We start from the raw sequence: 18,545 nt of genomic DNA, 5'->3' as shown, positions 1-18,545 counted from the left end.
GATAAACCGCACCTGGTTGGGGTTCCGGAGCGGTGCGACGGTCGGTCCATGACACCTTCCACCTACATCGTCACCGGCCAGTGGATCGGCGGCGAGACCGTCACCGGCTCGGCCGGCACCCTGCCCGTCGTGAACCCGGCCACCGGCGACGTCGTCGCCGAGACCCCGGCGGGCACCGCCGCCGACGTCGACCGCGCCGTCGCCGCCGCCCGGGCGGCCTTCCCTGCGTGGTCGGCGACCACCCCGCAGCACCGGGCGGACGTGCTGCGCCGCCTCGGCGCCGGCCTCGCCGCCCGCACCGAGCAGATCGCCCAGGCGATCACCGCCGAGATGGGCTCGCCGATCGGGATGTCCCGGACCGCCCAGGTCGCGTTCCCGGCCGCGGTGCTCGAGTCCATCGCCGGCCTGGCCGACGACTTCGCCTGGACAGAGGAGGTCGGCAACTCGCTGATCGTCCGCGAGCCGATCGGTGTGGTCGGCGCGATCACGCCGTGGAACTTCCCGCTCCAGCAGATCGTCTCCAAGCTGGCGCCGGCCCTGCTCGCCGGCAACACGATGGTCTTCAAGCCGTCCGAGAACGCGCCGCTGACCGCGCGGCTGCTCGCCGAGGCAGCCGCCGAGGCCGGCGTACCGGCGGGCGTCTTCAACGTCGTGTACGGCACCGGCGCGACCGTCGGGGAGGCGATCTCCGCCCACCCGGACATCGACATGATCTCGTTCACCGGCTCCACCCGCGCCGGGCAGCGCATCGCTGCGGTGGCCGCCGCGACCGTCAAGCGGGTGGCCCTGGAGCTGGGCGGCAAGGGCGCGAACATCATCCTCGACGATGCCGATCTGCCCACCGCGGTCGATCGGGGCCTCATGATGGCGTTCTCCAACGGCGGTCAGGTCTGCGGCGCGTGGCCACGGATGCTGGTGCCCGCCTCTCGTCAGGACGAGGTCGTGGCGTTGGCCGTCGCGGCCGCGAAGCAGTACACCGTCGGCGACCCGAACGACGAGGCCACCCGGATCGGCCCGATGGCGTCCGAGGCCCACCGGCAGAAGGTCGTCGGGTACATCGAGCGGGCCATCGCCGACGGTGCCCGGCTCGTGTTCGGCGGCCCGGAGCGGCCCGAGGGGCTGACCGTCGGGGCCTACGTCCAGCCGACGATCTTCGCCGACGTCGACCCGACCTCCGCGGTCGCCCAGGAAGAGATCTTCGGCCCGGTGCTGACGATCATCGGCTACGCCGACGAGGACGAGGCCGTGGCCATCGCCAACGGCACCCTGTACGGCCTGACCAGCGGAGTCTTCGGCGAGCCGGAGCACGCCCTGGAGGTTGCCCGGCGGCTGCGGGTGGGCCAGGTCGACGTGAACGCTGGCCACTGGAACCCGCTCGCTCCGTTCGGCGGCTACAAGCACTCCGGCAACGGCCGCGAGTTCGGCCGGATGGGCCTGGAGGAGTTCCTGGAGACCAAGTCCATCCAGCGCTGACCGGCCCACCCCGTCTCAAGATCGTGCTGGATCATGGATGCAGTGGCCTCGAACTCCCGGCACACCACTACAACCAGGATCCGGTGCGATCTTGGGGCGGGCGGAACACCGCCCCTGGGCTCGCTTGTTGCAACGGACGTGCCGCGCCGCCGCCGGCATTTCGTGATCGGAGACGCCGTGGATCGCGCCCAACTCGCCAGCTTCCTGCGCACCCGCCGTGCGGCGCTCCAGCCTGAGGACGTCGGGTTGCCCCGGGGTCCGCGTCGGCGCACCGGAGGGCTACGGCGCGAGGAAGTCGCCACGTTGAGCGGGATGTCCACCGACTACTACAGCCGGTTGGAGCAGCAGCGCGGTCCGCACCCCTCGGAGCAGATGCTCGCCGCCCTCGCTCGCGGCCTGCGGCTATCCCTGGCCGAACGGGACCACCTGTTCCAACTCGCCGGCCACGCCGTGCCGCACCGCGCGGTACGGGCCGACCACGTCAACCCGGGAATGATGCGGATCCTCGACCGGATGCACGACACCCCGGCCCAGGTGGTGAACCACCTCGGCGAGACCCTGGCGCAGACCGCACCGGCCGTCGCCCTGCTCGGGGACGAGACCCGGTACACCGGGTTGGCGCGCAGCGCGCACCACCGCTGGTTCACCGACCCGACCGCTCGGCAGCTGCACCCGGCCCAGGAGCACGCAACGCAGAGCCGACTGCTGGTGGCGCACCTGCACGCGTCGTACACCCGCGATGGGCGCGGCTCGCGGGCCGCGACGCTCGTCGACGACCTGCTGGCCCGCAGCCCGGAGTTCGCGCGGCTGTGGCGGGAGCACCCGGTGCCAGCCGGCTACTGCCCGGCGAAGCACTTCGTGCACCCGGAGGTCGGCGCGCTGGAGCTGCACTGCCAGACGCTGCTGGACCCCGACCAGTCGCAGACACTGTTGGTCTTCACCGCCGTGCCCGGGTCGCCGAGCGACGAGAAGCTGCGGCTGCTCACCGTCATCGGCGGCCAACTCGTCTGACGATCAACTCCGGGCCGGGAAGCGGGCCGGGCTGACGCCCAGGTAGCGCCGAAAGTGGCGGCTCAGGTGCGCCTGGTCGAAGAACCCGGCCGCGACGGCGGCCTCCGCGGGCCGCTGCCCGGCGAGGAGCAGGCGACGTGCCAGCTCGACCCGGCGACCGGTCAGGTACGCGTGCGGTGGCACGCCGTGCACCTGGGTGAACGTCCGGACCAGGTGGGTCGGGTGGGCGTGCAGCAGCTCGGCGGCCTCCCCCAGCGTGACGCCCTCGACGGTCCGGGCGTCCAGCAGCTCCCGTAGTCGGACCGCAAGGCCACGTCCGGCCGGTTGACCGCTGACCGGGGGGCGCTGGCGGAGCTGGCGGCGCAGCCGGTCCAGGATGAACGCGAGCCGACTCTCCGCCTCGAACTCGTCTCCGGGCCCGGCGAGCACCTGGTGCAGGTGGTGGATCCGGTCCCGAAGCTGCGGATCGGCCAGGTCCGGATCATCGACGGCCCGGCCGACCAGCTCGGCGTCGAGCGCCGAGGTGTCGAGGTACAGGACCCGCTTACGGAAGCCGGCCGGTGTGGCGGAGCGCCCGTCGTGCGGCACGTACGGCGGCAGCAGGGTGACCGACGTGCGCAGCGCGCCGTGCCGGTGCCGGTCCAGGTCGAAGCGGACCGCGCCGTCGTCGACGATCAACAGCGTCCACACCTCGTGGATGTGCCGGGGGTAGGCGTGGTCGACGAAATGGGCGTGGAAGACCTCGGCGACCCCGGCTACCGCAGGTCGCCACGCGTTGACGTGCGAGCCCGCCGGACGGGTGGCCACGCTAAGAACGTACAAGACCGGTCGGCGTCGAGGCGGCAGGCTCGACGCCATGACCGAACCGATCCGATTTCCCACCAAGATCGCCGTGCTGCTCCGCAACGACCTGGCGAGCTGGCAGCGGCTGAACGCCACCGCCTTTCTCATCAGCGGCATCGCCAACGCGCTGCCGGAGTTGCTCGGCGAGGAGTACCGCGACGCGGACGGCACCCGCTACCTGCCGATGTTCGGCCAGCCGGTACTGGTCTTCGCCGGGGACCGGGCGGCGCTGGTCGGCGCGCACTCGCGTGCCCTCGCCCGCGGTCTGCGGCTGGCGGTCTTCACGTCCGAGCTGTTCGCCACCGGCAACGACCGGGACAACCGCGCCGCCGTCGAGGCGGTCGGGCGGGAGAAGCTCGACCTGGTGGGCCTGGCGCTGCACGCGCCGCGCAACGTGGTGGACAAGGTGCTCAAGGGCGCGTCCATGCACCCGTAACGGCATCCGGGCGACGAAGACATTGATATCGATGCGTACAACTGTAATGATTAACACACTTTACAGTTGTTTCGCCGCCCGGAAGGACCCCGACATGGCGCGACGAGTGGCCGGGCCCAGACCCCGCCGTCCCCGCATCAGATTGACCTCCGCACTCGCCGCGGCGCTGCTCGCCGTACCGATCGGCCTGGTCGTCGGCGCCTCGCCCGCGACGGCGGCCGCGACCGGCGCCATCACCGGCTACGGCGGCAAGTGCGTCGACGTGGCCGCCGCCAGCACCGCCAACAGCACGCCGGTCCAGCTCTACACCTGCAACGGATCGAACGCGCAACAGTGGACGGTGGCCGACGACGGCACGATCCGGGCGCTGGGCAAATGCCTCGACATCGCCGCCGCCAGCACCGCCAACGGCGCCCGGGTGCAGATCTACGACTGCAACGGCACCGGGGCGCAGCAGTGGTCACCCAGCGCCGGGCAACTGGTCAACCCGGCCTCCGGCAAGTGCCTCGACGCGACCGGCCCCAGCTCGGCAGACGGCACCCCGCTGCAGATCTGGAGCTGCACCGGCACCGCCAACCAGACGTGGACGCTGCCCACCGGCGGCGGCACCACCCCACCGCCGTCGGGCGGCTTCGTCCACCCCGGCGTGCTGGTCAGCCGTGGTCAGCTCGACTTCGTCCGCGGCCGGGTGCAAGCCGGCGCGCAGCCGTGGGCGGCGGCGTACAACCAGATGATGAGCAGCCGGTACGCCTCCCTGTCGCGCACTCCGGCGCCCCGATCGGTGGTCGAGTGCGGCTCATACTCCAACCCCAACAACGGCTGCACCGACGAGCGGGAGGACGCGATCGCCGCGTACACCGACGCGCTCGCCTGGTACTTCACCGGGGATGCCCGGTACGCGCAGAAGTCGATCCAGATCATGGACGCGTGGTCGGCCACGATCACCGCGCACACCGGCAGCAACGCCCCGCTGCAGACCGGCTGGGCGGCCTCGGTCTGGCCCCGGGCCGCCGAGATCATCAAGTACACGTACACGAGTTGGCCCAACGCCAACCGCTTCGCCACCATGCTGCGCAACGTCTACCTGCCGATGGTGCGTAACGGCTCGAACAGCAACGGCAACTGGGAACTGACCATGATGGAGGCGGCGGTCGGCATCTCGGTCTTCCTGGAGGACCGGTCCGCCTACGACGCGGCGGTCAGCCGCTTCCTCAACCGCACCCGGGCCTTCGTCTACCTGCCCAGCGATGGCGCACTGCCGTACACGATGCCCGGCAGCGGCCTGGACACCAGTGCCGAGATCATCGGCTACTGGCAGGGTCAGTCCACCTTCGTCGCCGGTCTCGCCCAGGAGACCTGCCGCGACTTCGTCCACACCGGGTACGGGATCTCCGCCATCTCGCACGTCGCGGAGACCTCCCGGATCCAGGGACGGGACCTGTACCCACAGGTGGGTGAGCGGCTGCGGCAGGCGCTCGGCTTCCACTCGCGCTACCAGCTCGGCGAAGCGCCGCCCTCCTGGCTCTGCGGCGGCAGCCTCACCCGGGGCCTCGGCCCGATCACCGAGGTCGGCTTCAACGCGATGAGCACCCGGTTGGGCAACGTCATGACCAATACGCAGACCCTCACGCTGCAACAACGTCCGGCCGGCAGCAACAACCTCTTCGTCGCCTGGGAGACGCTTACCCACGCCAACAACCCCAACTGACCAGGCCGCCGTGGGTCGACGTCGAGGACTCGACGCCGACCCACGGCGGTGCTCAACCGTCGGCCCCCAGTGCCACCACCGGGCTGACCCGCGACGCCCGGCGGGCCGGCAGCACCCCGGCCAGCGCGGTCAGCACGACCAGCGCCACGAAGAGCCCGGCCAGCGGCAGCAGCGGCGCGATCAGCGGCGCCTCGATCCCGAGGGCCTGGACCGCCAACCAGGCGTACGGGATGCCCAGCACCAGGCCGATGGTCGCGCCGATCAACCCGTACAGGCCGGACTCGACGGTCAGCATGGTGCGCAGGCCGGTCCGGGACAGCCCGATCGCCCGGAGCAACCCGGACTCGCGTACCCGCTCGACCACCGAGAGCGCGGTCGTGGAGCCCACGCCGACGACCGCGATCAGCACGGTCAGGCTGACCAGGCCGACCACGATCCAGACCAGGGTGCGCACCAACGAGTCGTTGCGGTCCCGCTCGTCGGCGAGCACCGCGAGGCCCACCCCGTCGCTGCCCCCGATCGCCTGCCGCAGCGCCCGCACGCCGGCGGTGCGACCGTCCTCGCCGGAGCCGGCCGCATCGGCCAACAGACCGGTGTACGCGGCCGGCACGCCGAGCCGGTCCAGGTCGGCCGGATCGCTGAGGATGCCCGCGTGCAGCGGCCCGTCGCCGGGCAGTACCGCGGCCACCCGCACGTCGACCCTGCGGGTGTCGACGGCGAGCGTGACGGTGTCGCCGGCCCGCAGACCCGTGTCCCGGGCGACACAACTGTTGAGCACGATCCGGCCGGGGCCGCGATCGGCCAGAGTGCCCTGGGCCACGTCCAGGTCACCGGTGCTCGGCAACGCCGCCAGGTCCAGGTCGCTTGTCGGATAACCGGACTCGACGTCGCCGAGCTTGTCGGCGCCGCGCAGCAGCACGGCCTCGGCGACCCTCCGGTACGGCACTACCCGGGCCAGCGCGCCGTGGGCCGCCTCGGCCCGGGTCACGACGGCCGGCGGCAGCGTTCCACCGTTGCTGGTGACCTCGAAGTCGGTCGGGGCCGAGAGCGCCATCTCGCGGTCAGCGAGGATCTGCAACGACGCGCCGCCGATGACCACCCCGGAGATCAGGGTCACGCCCAGCGCGACCACCACGGAGACCGCAGCCGCCCGACGCGGCACCCCGCCGATCCCGCCGACCGACATTTTCCCGAGCGGGCCGAGCTGGCGCAGCGGCCAACCCACCACGGCCAGCACCGGACGCACCAGCAGCGGACCGAGGGCCACCAGCGCGAAGAACGCCAGCGCACCGGACCCGACAAGCAGGAACAGCGGCACTGTCGGGTCGTACATCGACTGTTCCGGCTTCGGCAGTTTGCTGATCGTCGCGACCGCGGCCAGGACCGCGCCGACGGCCAGGAGCAGGCCGAACACCAGACGCAGCACCCCGATACCGCGCCGAGAGGCGGTGGTACTCGCCGCCCGCAGCGCCTCCAGCGGGGAGACCCGGGCGGCCGAGAGCGCCGGCGCCAGCACGGCCAGCACGGTGATCACTACGGCGCCGATCACCACCGCGACCGCCGCCGCCAATGGCAGACCCGGCGAGGAGACCGAATGGCCGGTGGCGCGAAGGATCGCCGGCAGCGTGTAGCCGAGGGTGAGGGCGCTGGCGACCCCGACGACGCCGGCGACCAGCCCGGTCAGGGCTCCCTCGGCGATCAGGGCCCCCACCAGGGTGCCCCGACCCGCGCCGACCGCGCGCAGCAGCGCGAGCTGCCGCATCCGCTGGGCGAAGACGATGCGGAACGTCGAGGTGACCACCAGCGCGGCCGCGACGACCGCGATGGAGACGAACATGCCGACCAGGATGAAGAGTCTCCCGACCTGCTCGGCCGCCGCGTTGGCTTCCGCCTCGCGCACCTCGGCCCCGGAGCGGATCGGCTGGCCGGCGACCGCCGTGGACATCCGCTGTCGGACGACATCCGCCGACGTGCCGGGAGCCACCCGCACGTCGACACGCTCCACGGCGGTCAGGTGCGCCCAGGCGATCACGGCGCTTTCCGGGGCGTACGCGTCGTAGCCGGCGTCGGCGCCGGCCTCCACCACGCCGGTCACCGTGAGTGGGGCGGGCGTGGTGAGTTCACCGCCGGTACCGCTGGTGGTGGTGCCGACCGAGAGCCCGAGCCGCTCGGCGGTGCGCGGGGTGATCGCGATCTGGCCGGGCTGGTCCGGGTAGCTGCCCTCGATCAGCCGGACCGTGGTCAGCGGGCCGGTGCCCGGATCGGCCTGGAGGTTGAGGTACCCCTCGCCGATCGAGACCCCGGTCGAGACCCGGGCCACCGCCTCGGCGACACCGGGCACGGCCCGGATCTGCTGCACGTCCGTCACGGTGGGCGGCGGCACGTCGACGCTGCCGATCACCAGATCGGTGACGGCCGGGGTGCCGCTGAGGTTGTCCCGCACGGTCTGCTCGGTGATCTGCTGCACCAGCACGGTGCCGAAGACGACGAAGGACGCGACCAGGATCGCCAGGCCGGTCAGGATCAGCCGACCGGGCCGTCGGGCCGCGGCGGCCGTCTGGGTACGCAGCACGGTCGCCCTCATGCGCGGGCCGCCAGATCACGCAGGGCGTCGGTGACCGACACCTGGTCCGGCTTGTCGATCTCGCCGGCCAGCCGCCCGTCGGCGAGCAGCACCACCCGGTCGGCGTACGCGGCGGCGATCGGGTCGTGGGTGACCATGACGACGGTCTGGCCGAGGTCGCGTACCGAGTCGCGCAGGATGGTGAGCACCTCCGCGCCGGAGCGCGAGTCGAGGTTGCCGGTCGGCTCGTCGGCGAAGACCACCTCGGGCCGCGCCACCAGGGCCCGGGCCAGCGCCACCCGCTGCTGCTGGCCCCCGGACAGCTCGCTGGGCCGGTGGTTCAGGCGGTCAGCGAGGCCCAGCACCCGCACCAGGTGCGCGAGGAGCTCCGCGTCGGGCTGCCGGCCCGCGAGGTCCAGCGGCAGGGTGATGTTCTGCGCGGCGGTGAGCTGCGGCAGCAGGTTGAAGGACTGGAAGACGAACCCGACCCGCTCGCGGCGTACCCGGGTCAGGGTCCGGTCCGACTGGCCGGTCAGCTCGGTGCCGCCGAGCAGGACGCGACCGGAGGTGGCCGTGTCGAGGCCGGCGAGGCAGTGCATCAGGGTCGACTTGCCGGACCCGGACGAGCCCATGATCGCGGTGAACTCGGCCCGGCCGAAGCCGACCGAGACCCCGTCCAGGGCACGGACGGCGGTGTCGCCGCTGCCGTACACCTTCACCAGGTCGACCGCGGCGACCGCGGCGTGGCTGGTCTGCGGCGGGGCGTGGGTTGTCATCGTTCCTCCAGTGGCTGCGTGGTGACCCGGAAAGCGTCGCCGGCACCGGCGGGTGGGCGCATCGGTCCGGGGCCGGGTATCGCCGCCACCGGGTCTGCCTTTTGGCCGATCCGGCAGCTCCGCCCGGCTGGCTACGCTGGGTCACCATGAGCACGCCGGATCTTCGACGATGGTGGGTACGCCTGGCCCAGGCCGCCGGACTGGTGGCCATGGGGCTGCTCACCCTCTTCGACCTGCGGCGCGGCGCGCCGGAGAGCATGGCAGGTCTGCTGCTGCTGTTGGTGCGGATGGGGCTGGCGGTGGCCACCGTGCCACTCTGGCTGCCGGCGCACCGGCTGGGTTCGCGGCTACTGCCGCTGGCCGCGCTGGTGCTCGCCTGCGCCTCACTGGCGGTGACCGCGGCGATCCTGGTCCTCTCCGACGGCCACTACCTGATCGGCGGCAGCTGGGGGCTCGCCGAGTCGGCCGGGCTGATCGGGGTGGTCTTCGTGGTGGCCCGCTGGGGCACGCCCCGGCTCGCCCCGTGGGCGGCGGTGGCCGCCGGGCTCGCCGTCGCCGCGTTGCCGCTGCGCGCCGGCACCGAGAACCTGCTGGTGATCTTCGGTCTGCTCCAGGTGATCGCCGCGGCTGGCGCCGCCGGGGTGGGCCTCTACCTGCGGGTCATGGCCGCCGGCCGAGAGCGGGCCATCGCGCTGGTGCGGGCCGAGCAACGCACCGAGTTTGCCCGCGACCTGCACGACTTCATCGCCCACCACGTCACCGGCATCGTGGTGCAGGCGCAGGGCGCCCGGTTCGTCGCCGAGCAGGACCCACAGCGGGTGATCGTCGCCCTGGAGCAGATCGAGCGGGCCGGCGCGGAGACGATGGCCTCGATGCGGCGGATGGTCGGGATCCTGCGCAACCCGGACGCGCCACCGGACGCCCCGCTGGCCCCACTGGCCGGCGTGACCGAGCTGGAGCCGCTGCTGGCGGGGTTCAACGGCGCGGCGAGCGCGCCGGCACGACTGCACGTCGACGGCGACCTGGGCGGGCTGCCGGTGGAGGTCTCGACGTCGGCGTACCGGGTGGTGATGGAGGGGCTGACCAACACCCGCCAGCACGCGCCGGACGCGCGGTCCGTGCAGGTCGCTGTGCGGCGTACCCCCGACTGGCTGTTGGTCCGGGTGGCCGACGACGGCGCGTCGCCGCGCACCGCGCCGGCTCGGGGGCACGGCTTCGGCCTGATCGGCCTCACCGAGCGGGTACGTGCCCTGGGCGGCACGATCACCGCCGGGCCCGGCGTCGCCGGCGGCTGGGTGCTCGACGCGGCGTTCCCGCTGCACCTGGCGGTGGCGCGGTGATCCGGGTGCTGATCGCCGACGACCAGGCCATGGTCCGGACCGGCTTCGGCATGATCATCGGCGCCCAGTCGGACATGGAGGTGGTCGGCGAGGCCGCCGACGGGGTGCACGCCGTCGAGTTGGCCCGACGACTACGCCCGGACGTGGTGCTGCTGGACATCCGGATGCCCCGCCTCGACGGTCTGGAGGCACTGCGGCTGCTCGCCGGACCGGGCGTCGCCGACCCGATCCGGGTGGTCGTCGTGACGACCTTCGACCTCGACGAGTACGTGCATACCGCGCTCTCCAACGGCGCGTGCGGCTTCCTGCTCAAGGACTCCGGCCCGGCCCTGCTGGTGGAGGCGGTCCGCGCGGCCGTGTCCGGTGACGCGCTGATCAGCCCTTCGATCACGGTACGGCTGTTGGAGCACCTCAGCTCCCCCGCCCCTGCGCGCGACGACAGTGGCCTGTCACCCCGGGAACTCGACGTGGTGAAGCTCGTCGCCCGGGGCCTGACCAACGCCGAGATCGCCGCCGGGCTCTTCATCGCCGTCGGCACCGTCAAGACCCACCTGGCGAGCGTGCAGATGAAGCTCAAGGCCCGTAACCGGGTGGAGATCGCCGCCTGGGCCTGGGAACGCCGACTCGTCGGCTGACGGGACAACGCCCTGACCACAACCGCCTTACCATTTAGGGCAGTCTATGTGTGGTCCGCTGCGGTGATTTCGGAAGCGAGGAATTCATCGTGCATCATCCGTTCCGAGGAATCTGGTCCAGGGCCGCCGCGCTGGCCGCGTGCGCGCTGGCGGTGACCCTGGTCGCCGCCGGCTCGACCCCGGCGTACGCCGCCGACGACGACACCGAACGCCCCACCGCCCCCGGCCCGATCACGGTCGTCGCCATCGATACCACCTCAGTCGAGCTGACCTGGACGGCCTCGACCGACAACGTGGGCGTGGTCCGCTACTCGGTCGGCGCGCGATTCGAGGATTTCGGCGCCCAGTATTCGACCGACACCAACAGCATCCGGATCACCGACGTGCGGCCCTCGCGCACGTACACCATCTCGGTGTGGGCTCTGGACGCGGCCGGCAACAGCTCAGTGTCGAACCCGACCCTGCGGCTGACCATGCCACCGGGGGACGACCAACCGCCGAGCGCGCCGGGTCAACCGGTGGCGTACGACGTCGCCGCCACTGTGGTCTGGCTGCGATGGGCGCACTCGGTGGAGAACGTCGTGCTCGACCGGTACGAGGTGTTCCGGGTCGACGCTGGCGGCCTTCTCACCCGGGTCCGTGAGGTGTCCCAGTACCCGCCCGTCAACAGTGCCCAGATCAGCGGGTTGGCGCCGAACACCACGTACACCTTCGTCGTGCAGGCCCGCGACGAGGTCGGACACCTGTCCCCACTGTCCGCACCGGTCACCGTGACCACCCTGCCACCGCCGCCGAGTTGCGCGGTCCGGTCCGTCGTGCGGCAGTGGTCGGACGGCTTCGTGGCGCACCTCGTCGTCAAGAACACCGGCACCACGGCTATCGACGGGTGGACGATGACGTGGCGGTTCTGGGCCAGCCAGCAGGTCCACGGCATCTGGGGCGCGAAGGTCGTCGACCGTGTCAACAACAGCTACCTACGGGTGCGCAACACCGGCCACAACGCGGTGATCCCGCCGGGCGGCTCGGTGTCGCTGGGGCTCGTCGCCAGCGGCACGCAACTGCCGCAGGAGATCACGCTGAACGGCGGCCTCTGTGTGGTGGCAGACGAATAACGCTCCAGTCCGGGGTCTGGCGCCGGCCACGACATCTTGCGACGCTAGCGGTTGTGTATGACTACGACCTGTTGGTGCTGGGCTCCGGACCCAGCGGTCAGAAGGCCGCGATCGCCGCCGCCAAGCTCGGCAGGCGGGTCGGCATCGTGGAACGACGCGACATGATCGGTGGGGTGTGCATCAACACCGGCACCGTCCCCTCCAAGACGCTGCGTGAGGCCGTGCTCTACCTGACCGGCCTGAGCCAGCGAGACCTCTACGGCAGCAGCTACCGGGTCAAGGAGGAGATCACGGTCAGCGATCTGGCCGCCCGAACCCAGCACGTGATCACCCGGCAGACCGACGTCATCCGCAATCAACTGGCCCGCAACCGGGTCGCGATGATCACCGGCACCGGGCGTTTCGCCGACGCGCACTCGATCTGGGTCGACGGCGGCTCCGGCCGCGAGTCCAAGGTGACCTTTGACAAGATCGTCATCGCCGCGGGCACCCGCCCGGCCCGCCCGGACAGCGTCGACTTCGACGACCGGACGATCGTGGACTCCGACGGCGTCATCAACCTCCAAGCCGTACCCCGCAGCATGGTCGTGGTCGGCGCTGGCGTGATCGGCATGGAGTACGCCTCGATGTTCGCCGCCCTCGGCACCAAGGTGACGGTGGTGGAACGCCGCGACCGGATGCTGGAGTTCTGCGACGACGAGGTCGTCGAGTCACTCAAGTACCACCTGCGCGACCTTTCTGTGGCGTTCCGCTTCGGCGAGGAGGTCGCCGCCGTGGAGAAGCACCAGACGGCGGCGCTGTGCATCCTCAAGAGTGGCAAGAAGATCGTCGCCGACACCGTGATGTACTCGGCCGGCCGGCAGGGCCAGACCGACGACCTGGCACTGGAGGCGGCCGGGCTGGAGGCGGATCGACGCGGCCGAATCAAGGTCGACGCCAACTACCGCACCTCTGTGGAGAACATCTACGCCGTCGGCGACGTGATCGGCTTTCCCGCGCTCGCGTCCACCTCGATGGAGCAGGGCCGACTGGCCGCGCAGCACGCCTGCGGTGAACCGATCCGGGAGATGCACGGTCTGCAACCGATCGGCATCTACACGATCCCGGAGATCAGCTTCGTCGGGCAGACCGAGGCGCAGCTCACCGAGGGCTCCACACCGTTTGAGGTGGGCATCGCCCGCTACCGCGAGTTGGCCCGGGGTCAGATCGTGGGCGACTCGTACGGCATGCTGAAGCTACTCGTCTCCCCTGAAGACGGCCGGCTGCTCGGGGTGCACGTGTTCGGCACCGCCGCCACCGAGATCGTCCACATTGGTCAGGCGGTGATGGGCTGCGGTGGCACTATCGACTACCTGGTCGACACGGTGTTCAACTATCCGACGTTGGCCGAGGCGTACAAGGTGGCTGCCCTGGACGCCTCCAACAAGATCCGCAACATCACCCGCATCGACGGCTGAACCGTTCAGCCCGGCAGCGGGGCATACTCGGCAACCAGGTACGAGCGGTAGGTGATCACCGCGGGGATCGTCACGTTCAACATGCCCGCTGTCGTGGTCAACATCTCCTCGTAGCCGAGCAGCGCACCCGAGTCGGTATCGATGATGACCGTGTACTGGGCGGGCAGCCCGTGGGCGCTGGACGTGATCGAGAAGGCCTCGCCGGCGCGGCCGGCGCGGTCGGTGACGGTGCCGGTCACGGTGATGCCCGGAAGGTCGGCCAGCAGCCGCAGCGTCGTGGCCCGCTGCGCCGGGCCCAGCAGCCGCACCCCAGCCAACTCAGCGATGTCCTCCAGATACTGCACCGGCGCCTCGGGCGGCGACCCGCCTGCGATGAACCACTCGCGCAGCGCGGCGACGTCCGTCGGCACCGCCCCCTGCCAGCGCGAGGTGAACTCACCAGCGGCGTAGTCGGTCGTCTCCCGGGACGAATCGACCCGGCCGCCCCGCCGCTGCCACCCCTTCCGGTCGGCATCGGAGCGGAAGATCGGAGGCAGGTCCTTCTTCACCCTCCGACCGGCGTTGTCGTCGGTTCGCCACGACCGCCACTGCTGCGGTACGACGGCGGACGTCGTCCGGCCGCCGGAGATCGATGAGTTGAGGAACCAGTTCGTCGATTCCAGGTGCTCCACCGTTCCGACCGGCCTCGGGGTCGCCGGCTGTGCCGCCGCGACCTCGGCTAGGCGCCGTAGCCGAACGTCAGCCCGTTCCGTGGTCACCGGCGGGCCGTAGGTCAGCATCGCCGGGGTGACCGCCCACGCCGGCTGCGGCTCCCGTGCCATCTCAAGCGCGACAACCCCGGCTGCCGTCGTCAGCACCGCCGCGCCGGCCGCCAGCACGAGGCGGCGTCGCGGGAGGACACGACGACCGCTGGACCCCGCACGATCCGTGGCGAGGATACGGGCGAGGTCCGCAGCCCGACGCTCTTCATCGGCGGGAAGAACGTCGCGTGCCGGATCCAGACCGCCCAACAACTGGCGGACGTCATCGAGGCTCTTCATCTCACCCACCCAAATTCGTCATCGACGGCACCTCGGCCGACGTGTGGCCCACCCCGTCAGCGGCCACATCCAGGCGCGCTCGCAGCCGACGACGGGCACGCATCAACCGCATCGCGAACGTCGCTCGTGAACACCCGAGAACGACCGCCGCCTCGGCAGGGGTCAGGCGCTCCCAGGCCACCAACCGCAGGATCTCCTGGTCAGCGCCGGACACCTGAGCAAAGGCGATCGCGACATCATGCTGGCTGATCACCTCGTCCGCGTGGTCGTACACCACCGACCGGTCCGGCTCCGCCGCGACCCGCAGCGCCAACTCCCGCCACCGCCGTCGCCCCCTCGCCTCGTTGGCCAGCACCAACCGCGCCACGCCGTACAGCCACGGCAACACCGAAGCCGATGGCACGTCGGCCAGGCGACGCCACGCCACCAGGAACACCTCGGCGACCACGTCCCCGACGTCGGACCCGATGACCCGACGCGCCACGTACCGCCACACGTCGCCGTGATGACGCCGGTACAACTCGGTGAACTGCTCCTCCACCACGTCCACAGCACCCCCTATCGGGCTTATGTCCGGGACCAGTCGAGACATCACACCTGATCAAGGCGGCGGTACGAGTGGGCACGACAAACGCCACGCCGACGTCTCGGTCGCGATGTCGGTGGTGCCCGCTACCGTCGCCGCACTGTTCACACGTGAGGGAAAGAGGCAGTGGTGGGCGCATCTGGGTGGAGCTACTTCGTCGCGTACCAGCCAGACCTGGACGCGGCGTTAGATGCCCTGCGGGACACTGTCTTCGCCGAGGGCCAGTACTGGTGGGCCCGGGGCGAGACCCCCAACTCGGCGAGCGACTATCCCAACCGTCCCGCCACGATGGAAGAGCTGTTCAACGACGAGTGGGTGCAGGAGTCGGGCACCCATTCGATCCTCGACGTCTACCGAGTCCTCGATGAGGGCGAACGGCCCGAATTCGGCACGGTCGAGCCGGTGAGCGCCGCCGAGGCGCTGCGGCACACCGGCACCGAACGGCTCACCCGCGAGCACCTGGCCGCGATCGAAGGGCTGGCCGAGCAGAGGTGGTTCGGCCGCTGCGCGGTCCTGCACGACGCCCAGGGCAAGCCCGAGGAGATCTACTTCTGGGGCTTCTCCGGCGACTAACCCCACCCCAACCCTGCCCCACCCTGGTGATCAAGAGGTTTGCGTCATCCTGTCTGGCGTGGCGTGACGCGAACCTCTTGATCACCGAGGGCTGGGGGTTGGGGGTGTGGTTAGCGGGCTGAGCAGGTGGGGCTGAGGGTGCCGGCGGTGCCGTTGGCTTGGAAGCCCCACTCGGTGGTCTGTCCGGCACCGACCTGGCCGTTGTACGCCACGTTGGTCCAGTTCGTCGTGCCGGTGTTACCGCTGCGGTTGGCGTTCCACGCGTTGGTGACTGTCGCGCCGGACGGCAGACCGATCGTGACCGTCCAGCCGCTGATGGCCGACGAGCCGGCCGTCACCCGCACGGTGGCCACGAAGCCACCCGTCCACTGGTTCACCGACACCGTCGCGGTGCAGCCGCCCTGCCCCGGAGGCGGGGTCGTGGGCGGGTCGGTCGGCGGGTCGGTCGGCGGATCCGTGGGCGGGTCGGTCGGCGTGGTGCCGTTGTTCAAGGCGGCGAGGACCGCGTCGTACGCCGGCTTCTTCGAGCCGTTGCTGTTGAACAGCAGCGGGGTCTGCGATGCCCGCCACGAGTCGCTGTCGCGGATGCCCCACACCGTGATGCCGTTGCAGCGGGCCACGGCCAGGCAGTCCTCCACCACACTGCGGTAGGTGTTCGCCGACGCGCCCTGGATGTCCAGCTCGGTGATCTGCACGTCCACGCCCAGCGCCGCGAAGCTCGACAGCGTGGTGCGGTAGTTGCTCACGTACGGGGAGTCGTTGTTGAAGTGCGACTGGAACCCTACGCAGTCGATCGGCACGCCACGAGACTTGAAGTCCCGCACCATGTTGTAGACGCCCTGGGTCTTCGCGTGCGTCCAGTTGTCGGTGTTGTAGTCGTTGTAGCAGAGCTTCGCACCCGGATCCGCGGCCCGCGCCGCCCGGAACGCCGCCTCGATCCAGTCGTTGCCGGTGCGTTGGAGGTTGGAATCACGACGGCCTCCGGAGCTGCCGTCGGCGAACGCCTCGTTCACCACGTCCCATGCCACGACCTGACCACGGAAGTGGGTGGCCACCTGCGTCACGTGGTTGAGCATCGCCGACCGCAGCGCGCTGCCGCTCATGCTCTCCATCCAGCCGGGCTGCTGCGAATGCCACGCCAGCGTGTGACCCCGCACGCTCATCCCGCGGCTGCGCGCGTGGTTGACGATCTGGTCCGCCGCCCCGTAGCTGAACTGACCCTGCTGGGGCTCAGTGGCGTTCATCTTCATTTCGTTCTCGGCCGTCACCATGTTGAACTCACGGTTCAAAATCGTGGTGTACGCGCTGTCGGAGAGCTTGAATCCAGCCACCGCCGTACCGAAGTAGCGACCCTTCTCGGCGGCGGACGCGCCGAGCGTCGTCCCGGCGGCGGCCGGCGCCGTCAGGATCAGCGCCATACCGGCGGCGAGGGCACCCGCGCTGGTCAGCGCGATGGCGGCTCTGGATGCCGCCTTCCATCTGGTGTTTCTCATCGTGCGACTCCTCTTGTGGTGGTGGGTGGGGAGGGAAGTCAGGACACCGAACAGGCGGCACCGTTGAGGGCGAACGACGAGGGCTTGCCGGTGCCGCCCTCATGCGTGGCCTGGAAGCCGATCTCGACCGATGCGTTCGGGGCGATGGTGCTGTTGTAGGAGACGTTGCTGGCGGTCACCGCGCCGCTCGCTGGGGCGTACTGGGCGTTCCAGCCGTTGGTGATGCGTTGGCCGGTGGGCAGCGTGAAGGTCAGCGCCCATCCGCTCACCGCGGTGGCACCGGTGTTGGTGATGATCACGCTCGCGGTGAGACCGCTGTTCCAGGCGTTGACCGTGTAGCCGACCCGGCAGGCACCGCCGGTCGGCGGCGGGGTCGTCGGGGGTGGGGTGGTCGGTGGTGGAGTCGTCGGCGGCGGGGTGGTCGGGGGTGGAGTCGTCGGCGGCGGGGTGGTCGGGGGTGGAGTCGTCGGCGGCGCGGTGCCGTCCAGCCCGAAGAAGCGGATGACCTGCGCGGCGTCGACCGGCAGGTTGTGCGTGACACCCTGCATGCTGATCGCCTCGACCGGCGCCATCGGGCCGCTGCTGCCGTATCGGGTGCGGGTGTAGCCGGACTGCGGGGAGTCGGTGTACGTCGCGGTCTGGCTCAGCCCGTGCACGTTGGTCCACTGCTTGACCTGCTCGCCGAAGTTCGGGTAGCGCAGCGTCTCATCGTTGGTGCCGTGCCAGATCTGCATCCGGGGCCGCTGGCCGGTGTAGCCCGGGTACGCCTCGCGGACCAGGTCCCCCCACTGCTGGGCCGTCCGGATGAGTTGCCCGTTCGCGCACTGGCTGTTCCACTCCGAGCTGCCGCCGGTGGCGAAACAGGCGAACGGCACCCCGGCGAACGAGGCGCCCGCCGCGAACACGTCCGGGTAGTCACCCAGCATGACGTTCGTCATCATGGCCCCGGACGAGGTGCCGGTGGCGAAGATCCGCGCCGGGTCGGCCGAGTAGCGCTGCTTCACGTAGTCGACCATCGACATGAGCCCGACCGGGTCGCTGCCGCCGCCACGGCGTAACGCCTGCGGCGAGTAGACGTCCCAGCACTTGCTGCTGCGGGTGGCCGACGGGTAGATCACGATGAACCCGTACCGGTCCGCGAGGGACGCGTACTGGGTGCCCGAGTGGAACGCGGGGCCCGTCCCGGTGCAGTAGTGCATGGCCAGGAGGATCGCCGGTCGGGTCGCCACCCGGTCCGGGACGTAGAGGTGCATCTGGAGGTTGGTGGGGTTGGTGCCGAAGTTGGTCACCTGTGTGAGCGTCGCCGCTGACGCGGGAGTGGCGAACGTCAATGCGGCGGCGGCCAACGTCACGGCCGCCATGACGACGCCAAGCGTTCTCGTCTTCAGTGTCATCGTCGCGATCCCTTGCGAAAAAGGCGCGTGGAAGGGGACTTAAGTCGAGGACTGCCCTTCGCCCGACCTTGACCGCGGCTCGCGTGACCATGCCAGCTTCAATCG

Annotated in this window: 16 protein-coding genes; 9 read left to right on the top strand and 7 right to left on the bottom strand. The window is 70.8% G+C overall.

Annotated features, from left to right (window positions below; translation table 11 throughout):
* Positions 1–48: 48 nt before the first annotated feature.
* Both IF46_RS0124735 and IF46_RS0124730 read left to right on the top strand, forming a co-directional pair.
* On the top strand, positions 49–1,473 hold the full coding sequence (locus tag IF46_RS0124735; RefSeq protein ID WP_030490774.1) for an aldehyde dehydrogenase family protein: 1,425 nt from the start codon (positions 49–51) through the stop codon (positions 1,471–1,473).
* Between the two features lie 177 nt (positions 1,474–1,650).
* A complete protein-coding gene (locus tag IF46_RS0124730) occupies positions 1,651–2,484 on the top strand; it encodes a helix-turn-helix transcriptional regulator (protein ID WP_030490773.1) in 834 nt (277 codons plus the stop codon).
* Between the two features lie 3 nt (positions 2,485–2,487).
* Here IF46_RS0124730 and IF46_RS0124725 read toward each other — a convergent pair whose 3' ends face one another.
* The gene (locus tag IF46_RS0124725) at positions 2,488–3,291 is read right to left on the bottom strand and encodes a helix-turn-helix transcriptional regulator (RefSeq protein WP_030490772.1); all 804 of its coding nucleotides are present in this window, start codon (positions 3,289–3,291) and stop codon (positions 2,488–2,490) included.
* A 49-nt stretch (positions 3,292–3,340) separates the two neighbouring features.
* Here IF46_RS0124725 and IF46_RS0124720 point away from each other — a divergent pair, with 49 nt between their 5' ends.
* Positions 3,341–3,763 (top strand): DUF2000 domain-containing protein, encoded by a 423-nt coding sequence (locus IF46_RS0124720; RefSeq protein ID WP_030490771.1) that lies wholly within the window; start codon positions 3,341–3,343, stop codon positions 3,761–3,763.
* A 94-nt stretch (positions 3,764–3,857) separates the two neighbouring features.
* Positions 3,858–5,471, top strand: coding sequence for a ricin-type beta-trefoil lectin domain protein (locus tag IF46_RS0124715; RefSeq protein ID WP_084598034.1), 1,614 nt, complete (start codon positions 3,858–3,860; stop codon positions 5,469–5,471).
* 52 nt (positions 5,472–5,523) lie between these two features.
* Here IF46_RS0124715 and IF46_RS0124710 read toward each other — a convergent pair whose 3' ends face one another.
* Complete coding sequence (locus tag IF46_RS0124710) at positions 5,524–8,055, bottom strand: FtsX-like permease family protein (RefSeq protein WP_030490769.1); 2,532 nt, start codon at positions 8,053–8,055, stop codon at positions 5,524–5,526.
* Entirely contained in the window at positions 8,052–8,810 is a 759-nt protein-coding gene (locus IF46_RS0124705; protein WP_030490768.1) for an ABC transporter ATP-binding protein, read from the bottom strand. The genes IF46_RS0124710 and IF46_RS0124705 overlap by 4 nt, the downstream gene beginning before the upstream one ends.
* Before the next feature lie 146 nt (positions 8,811–8,956).
* Here IF46_RS0124705 and IF46_RS0124700 point away from each other — a divergent pair, with 146 nt between their 5' ends.
* From IF46_RS0124700 to sthA, 4 genes are all read left to right on the top strand, one after another.
* Positions 8,957–10,150 (top strand): sensor histidine kinase, encoded by a 1,194-nt coding sequence (locus IF46_RS0124700; protein ID WP_030490767.1) that lies wholly within the window; start codon positions 8,957–8,959, stop codon positions 10,148–10,150.
* Positions 10,147–10,785: a response regulator gene (locus IF46_RS0124695; protein WP_030490766.1), complete on the top strand. Its 639-nt coding sequence runs from the start codon at positions 10,147–10,149 to the stop codon at positions 10,783–10,785. The genes IF46_RS0124700 and IF46_RS0124695 overlap by 4 nt, the downstream gene beginning before the upstream one ends.
* Positions 10,786–10,874: 89 nt before the next feature.
* Positions 10,875–11,897 carry a cellulose binding domain-containing protein gene (locus tag IF46_RS0124690; RefSeq protein WP_198041527.1) on the top strand — a complete coding sequence of 341 codons (1,023 nt, stop codon included), beginning with the start codon at positions 10,875–10,877 and terminating at the stop codon, positions 11,895–11,897.
* A 53-nt stretch (positions 11,898–11,950) separates the two neighbouring features.
* A complete protein-coding gene (sthA, locus tag IF46_RS0124685; protein WP_030490764.1) occupies positions 11,951–13,354 on the top strand; it encodes a Si-specific NAD(P)(+) transhydrogenase in 1,404 nt (467 codons plus the stop codon).
* A 5-nt stretch (positions 13,355–13,359) separates the two neighbouring features.
* On the opposite strand, the gene IF46_RS0124680 is transcribed toward sthA, so the two are convergent.
* Positions 13,360–14,394, bottom strand: coding sequence for a CU044_5270 family protein (locus tag IF46_RS0124680; protein ID WP_030490763.1), 1,035 nt, complete (start codon positions 14,392–14,394; stop codon positions 13,360–13,362).
* 1 nt (position 14,395) lies between these two features.
* Positions 14,396–14,944 carry an RNA polymerase sigma factor gene (locus IF46_RS0124675; RefSeq protein ID WP_232234153.1) on the bottom strand — a complete coding sequence of 183 codons (549 nt, stop codon included), beginning with the start codon at positions 14,942–14,944 and terminating at the stop codon, positions 14,396–14,398.
* Between the two features lie 165 nt (positions 14,945–15,109).
* Here IF46_RS0124675 and IF46_RS0124670 point away from each other — a divergent pair, with 165 nt between their 5' ends.
* Complete coding sequence (locus IF46_RS0124670) at positions 15,110–15,553, top strand: hypothetical protein (RefSeq protein WP_030490761.1); 444 nt, start codon at positions 15,110–15,112, stop codon at positions 15,551–15,553.
* Positions 15,554–15,663: 110 nt separating this feature from the next.
* Here the strand turns inward: IF46_RS0124670 and IF46_RS0124665 are convergent, their stop codons facing one another.
* Complete coding sequence (locus IF46_RS0124665; protein WP_030490760.1) at positions 15,664–17,046, bottom strand: endo-1,4-beta-xylanase; 1,383 nt, start codon at positions 17,044–17,046, stop codon at positions 15,664–15,666.
* A 38-nt stretch (positions 17,047–17,084) separates the two neighbouring features.
* Positions 17,085–18,440 (bottom strand): PHB depolymerase family esterase, encoded by a 1,356-nt coding sequence (locus IF46_RS0124660; RefSeq protein ID WP_030490759.1) that lies wholly within the window; start codon positions 18,438–18,440, stop codon positions 17,085–17,087.
* Positions 18,441–18,545: the final 105 nt, after the last annotated feature.

The sequence above is a fragment of the Micromonospora chokoriensis genome (genome assembly GCF_000718555.1).
Classification (GTDB): Bacteria; Actinomycetota; Actinomycetes; order Mycobacteriales; family Micromonosporaceae; genus Micromonospora; species Micromonospora chokoriensis_B.
This window is presented reverse-complemented; position numbering and strand designations above follow the sequence as displayed.

Bases quoted from the DNA above. Each gene is read 5' to 3' on its own strand.
- IF46_RS0124735 (WP_030490774.1), top strand. From the start codon at position 49: ATGACACCTTCCACCTACATCGTCACCGGCCAGTGGATCGGCGGCGAG.
- IF46_RS0124720 (WP_030490771.1), top strand. From the start codon at position 3,341: ATGACCGAACCGATCCGATTTCCCACCAAGATCGCCGTGCTGCTCCGC.
- IF46_RS0124715 (WP_084598034.1), top strand. From the start codon at position 3,858: ATGGCGCGACGAGTGGCCGGGCCCAGACCCCGCCGTCCCCGCATCAGA.
- IF46_RS0124710 (WP_030490769.1), bottom strand. From the start codon at position 8,055: ATGAGGGCGACCGTGCTGCGTACCCAGACGGCCGCCGCGGCCCGACGG.
- IF46_RS0124705 (WP_030490768.1), bottom strand. From the start codon at position 8,810: ATGACAACCCACGCCCCGCCGCAGACCAGCCACGCCGCGGTCGCCGCG.
- IF46_RS0124700 (WP_030490767.1), top strand. From the start codon at position 8,957: ATGAGCACGCCGGATCTTCGACGATGGTGGGTACGCCTGGCCCAGGCC.
- IF46_RS0124680 (WP_030490763.1), bottom strand. From the start codon at position 14,394: ATGAAGAGCCTCGATGACGTCCGCCAGTTGTTGGGCGGTCTGGATCCG.
- IF46_RS0124665 (WP_030490760.1), bottom strand. From the start codon at position 17,046: ATGAGAAACACCAGATGGAAGGCGGCATCCAGAGCCGCCATCGCGCTG.
- IF46_RS0124660 (WP_030490759.1), bottom strand. From the start codon at position 18,440: ATGACACTGAAGACGAGAACGCTTGGCGTCGTCATGGCGGCCGTGACG.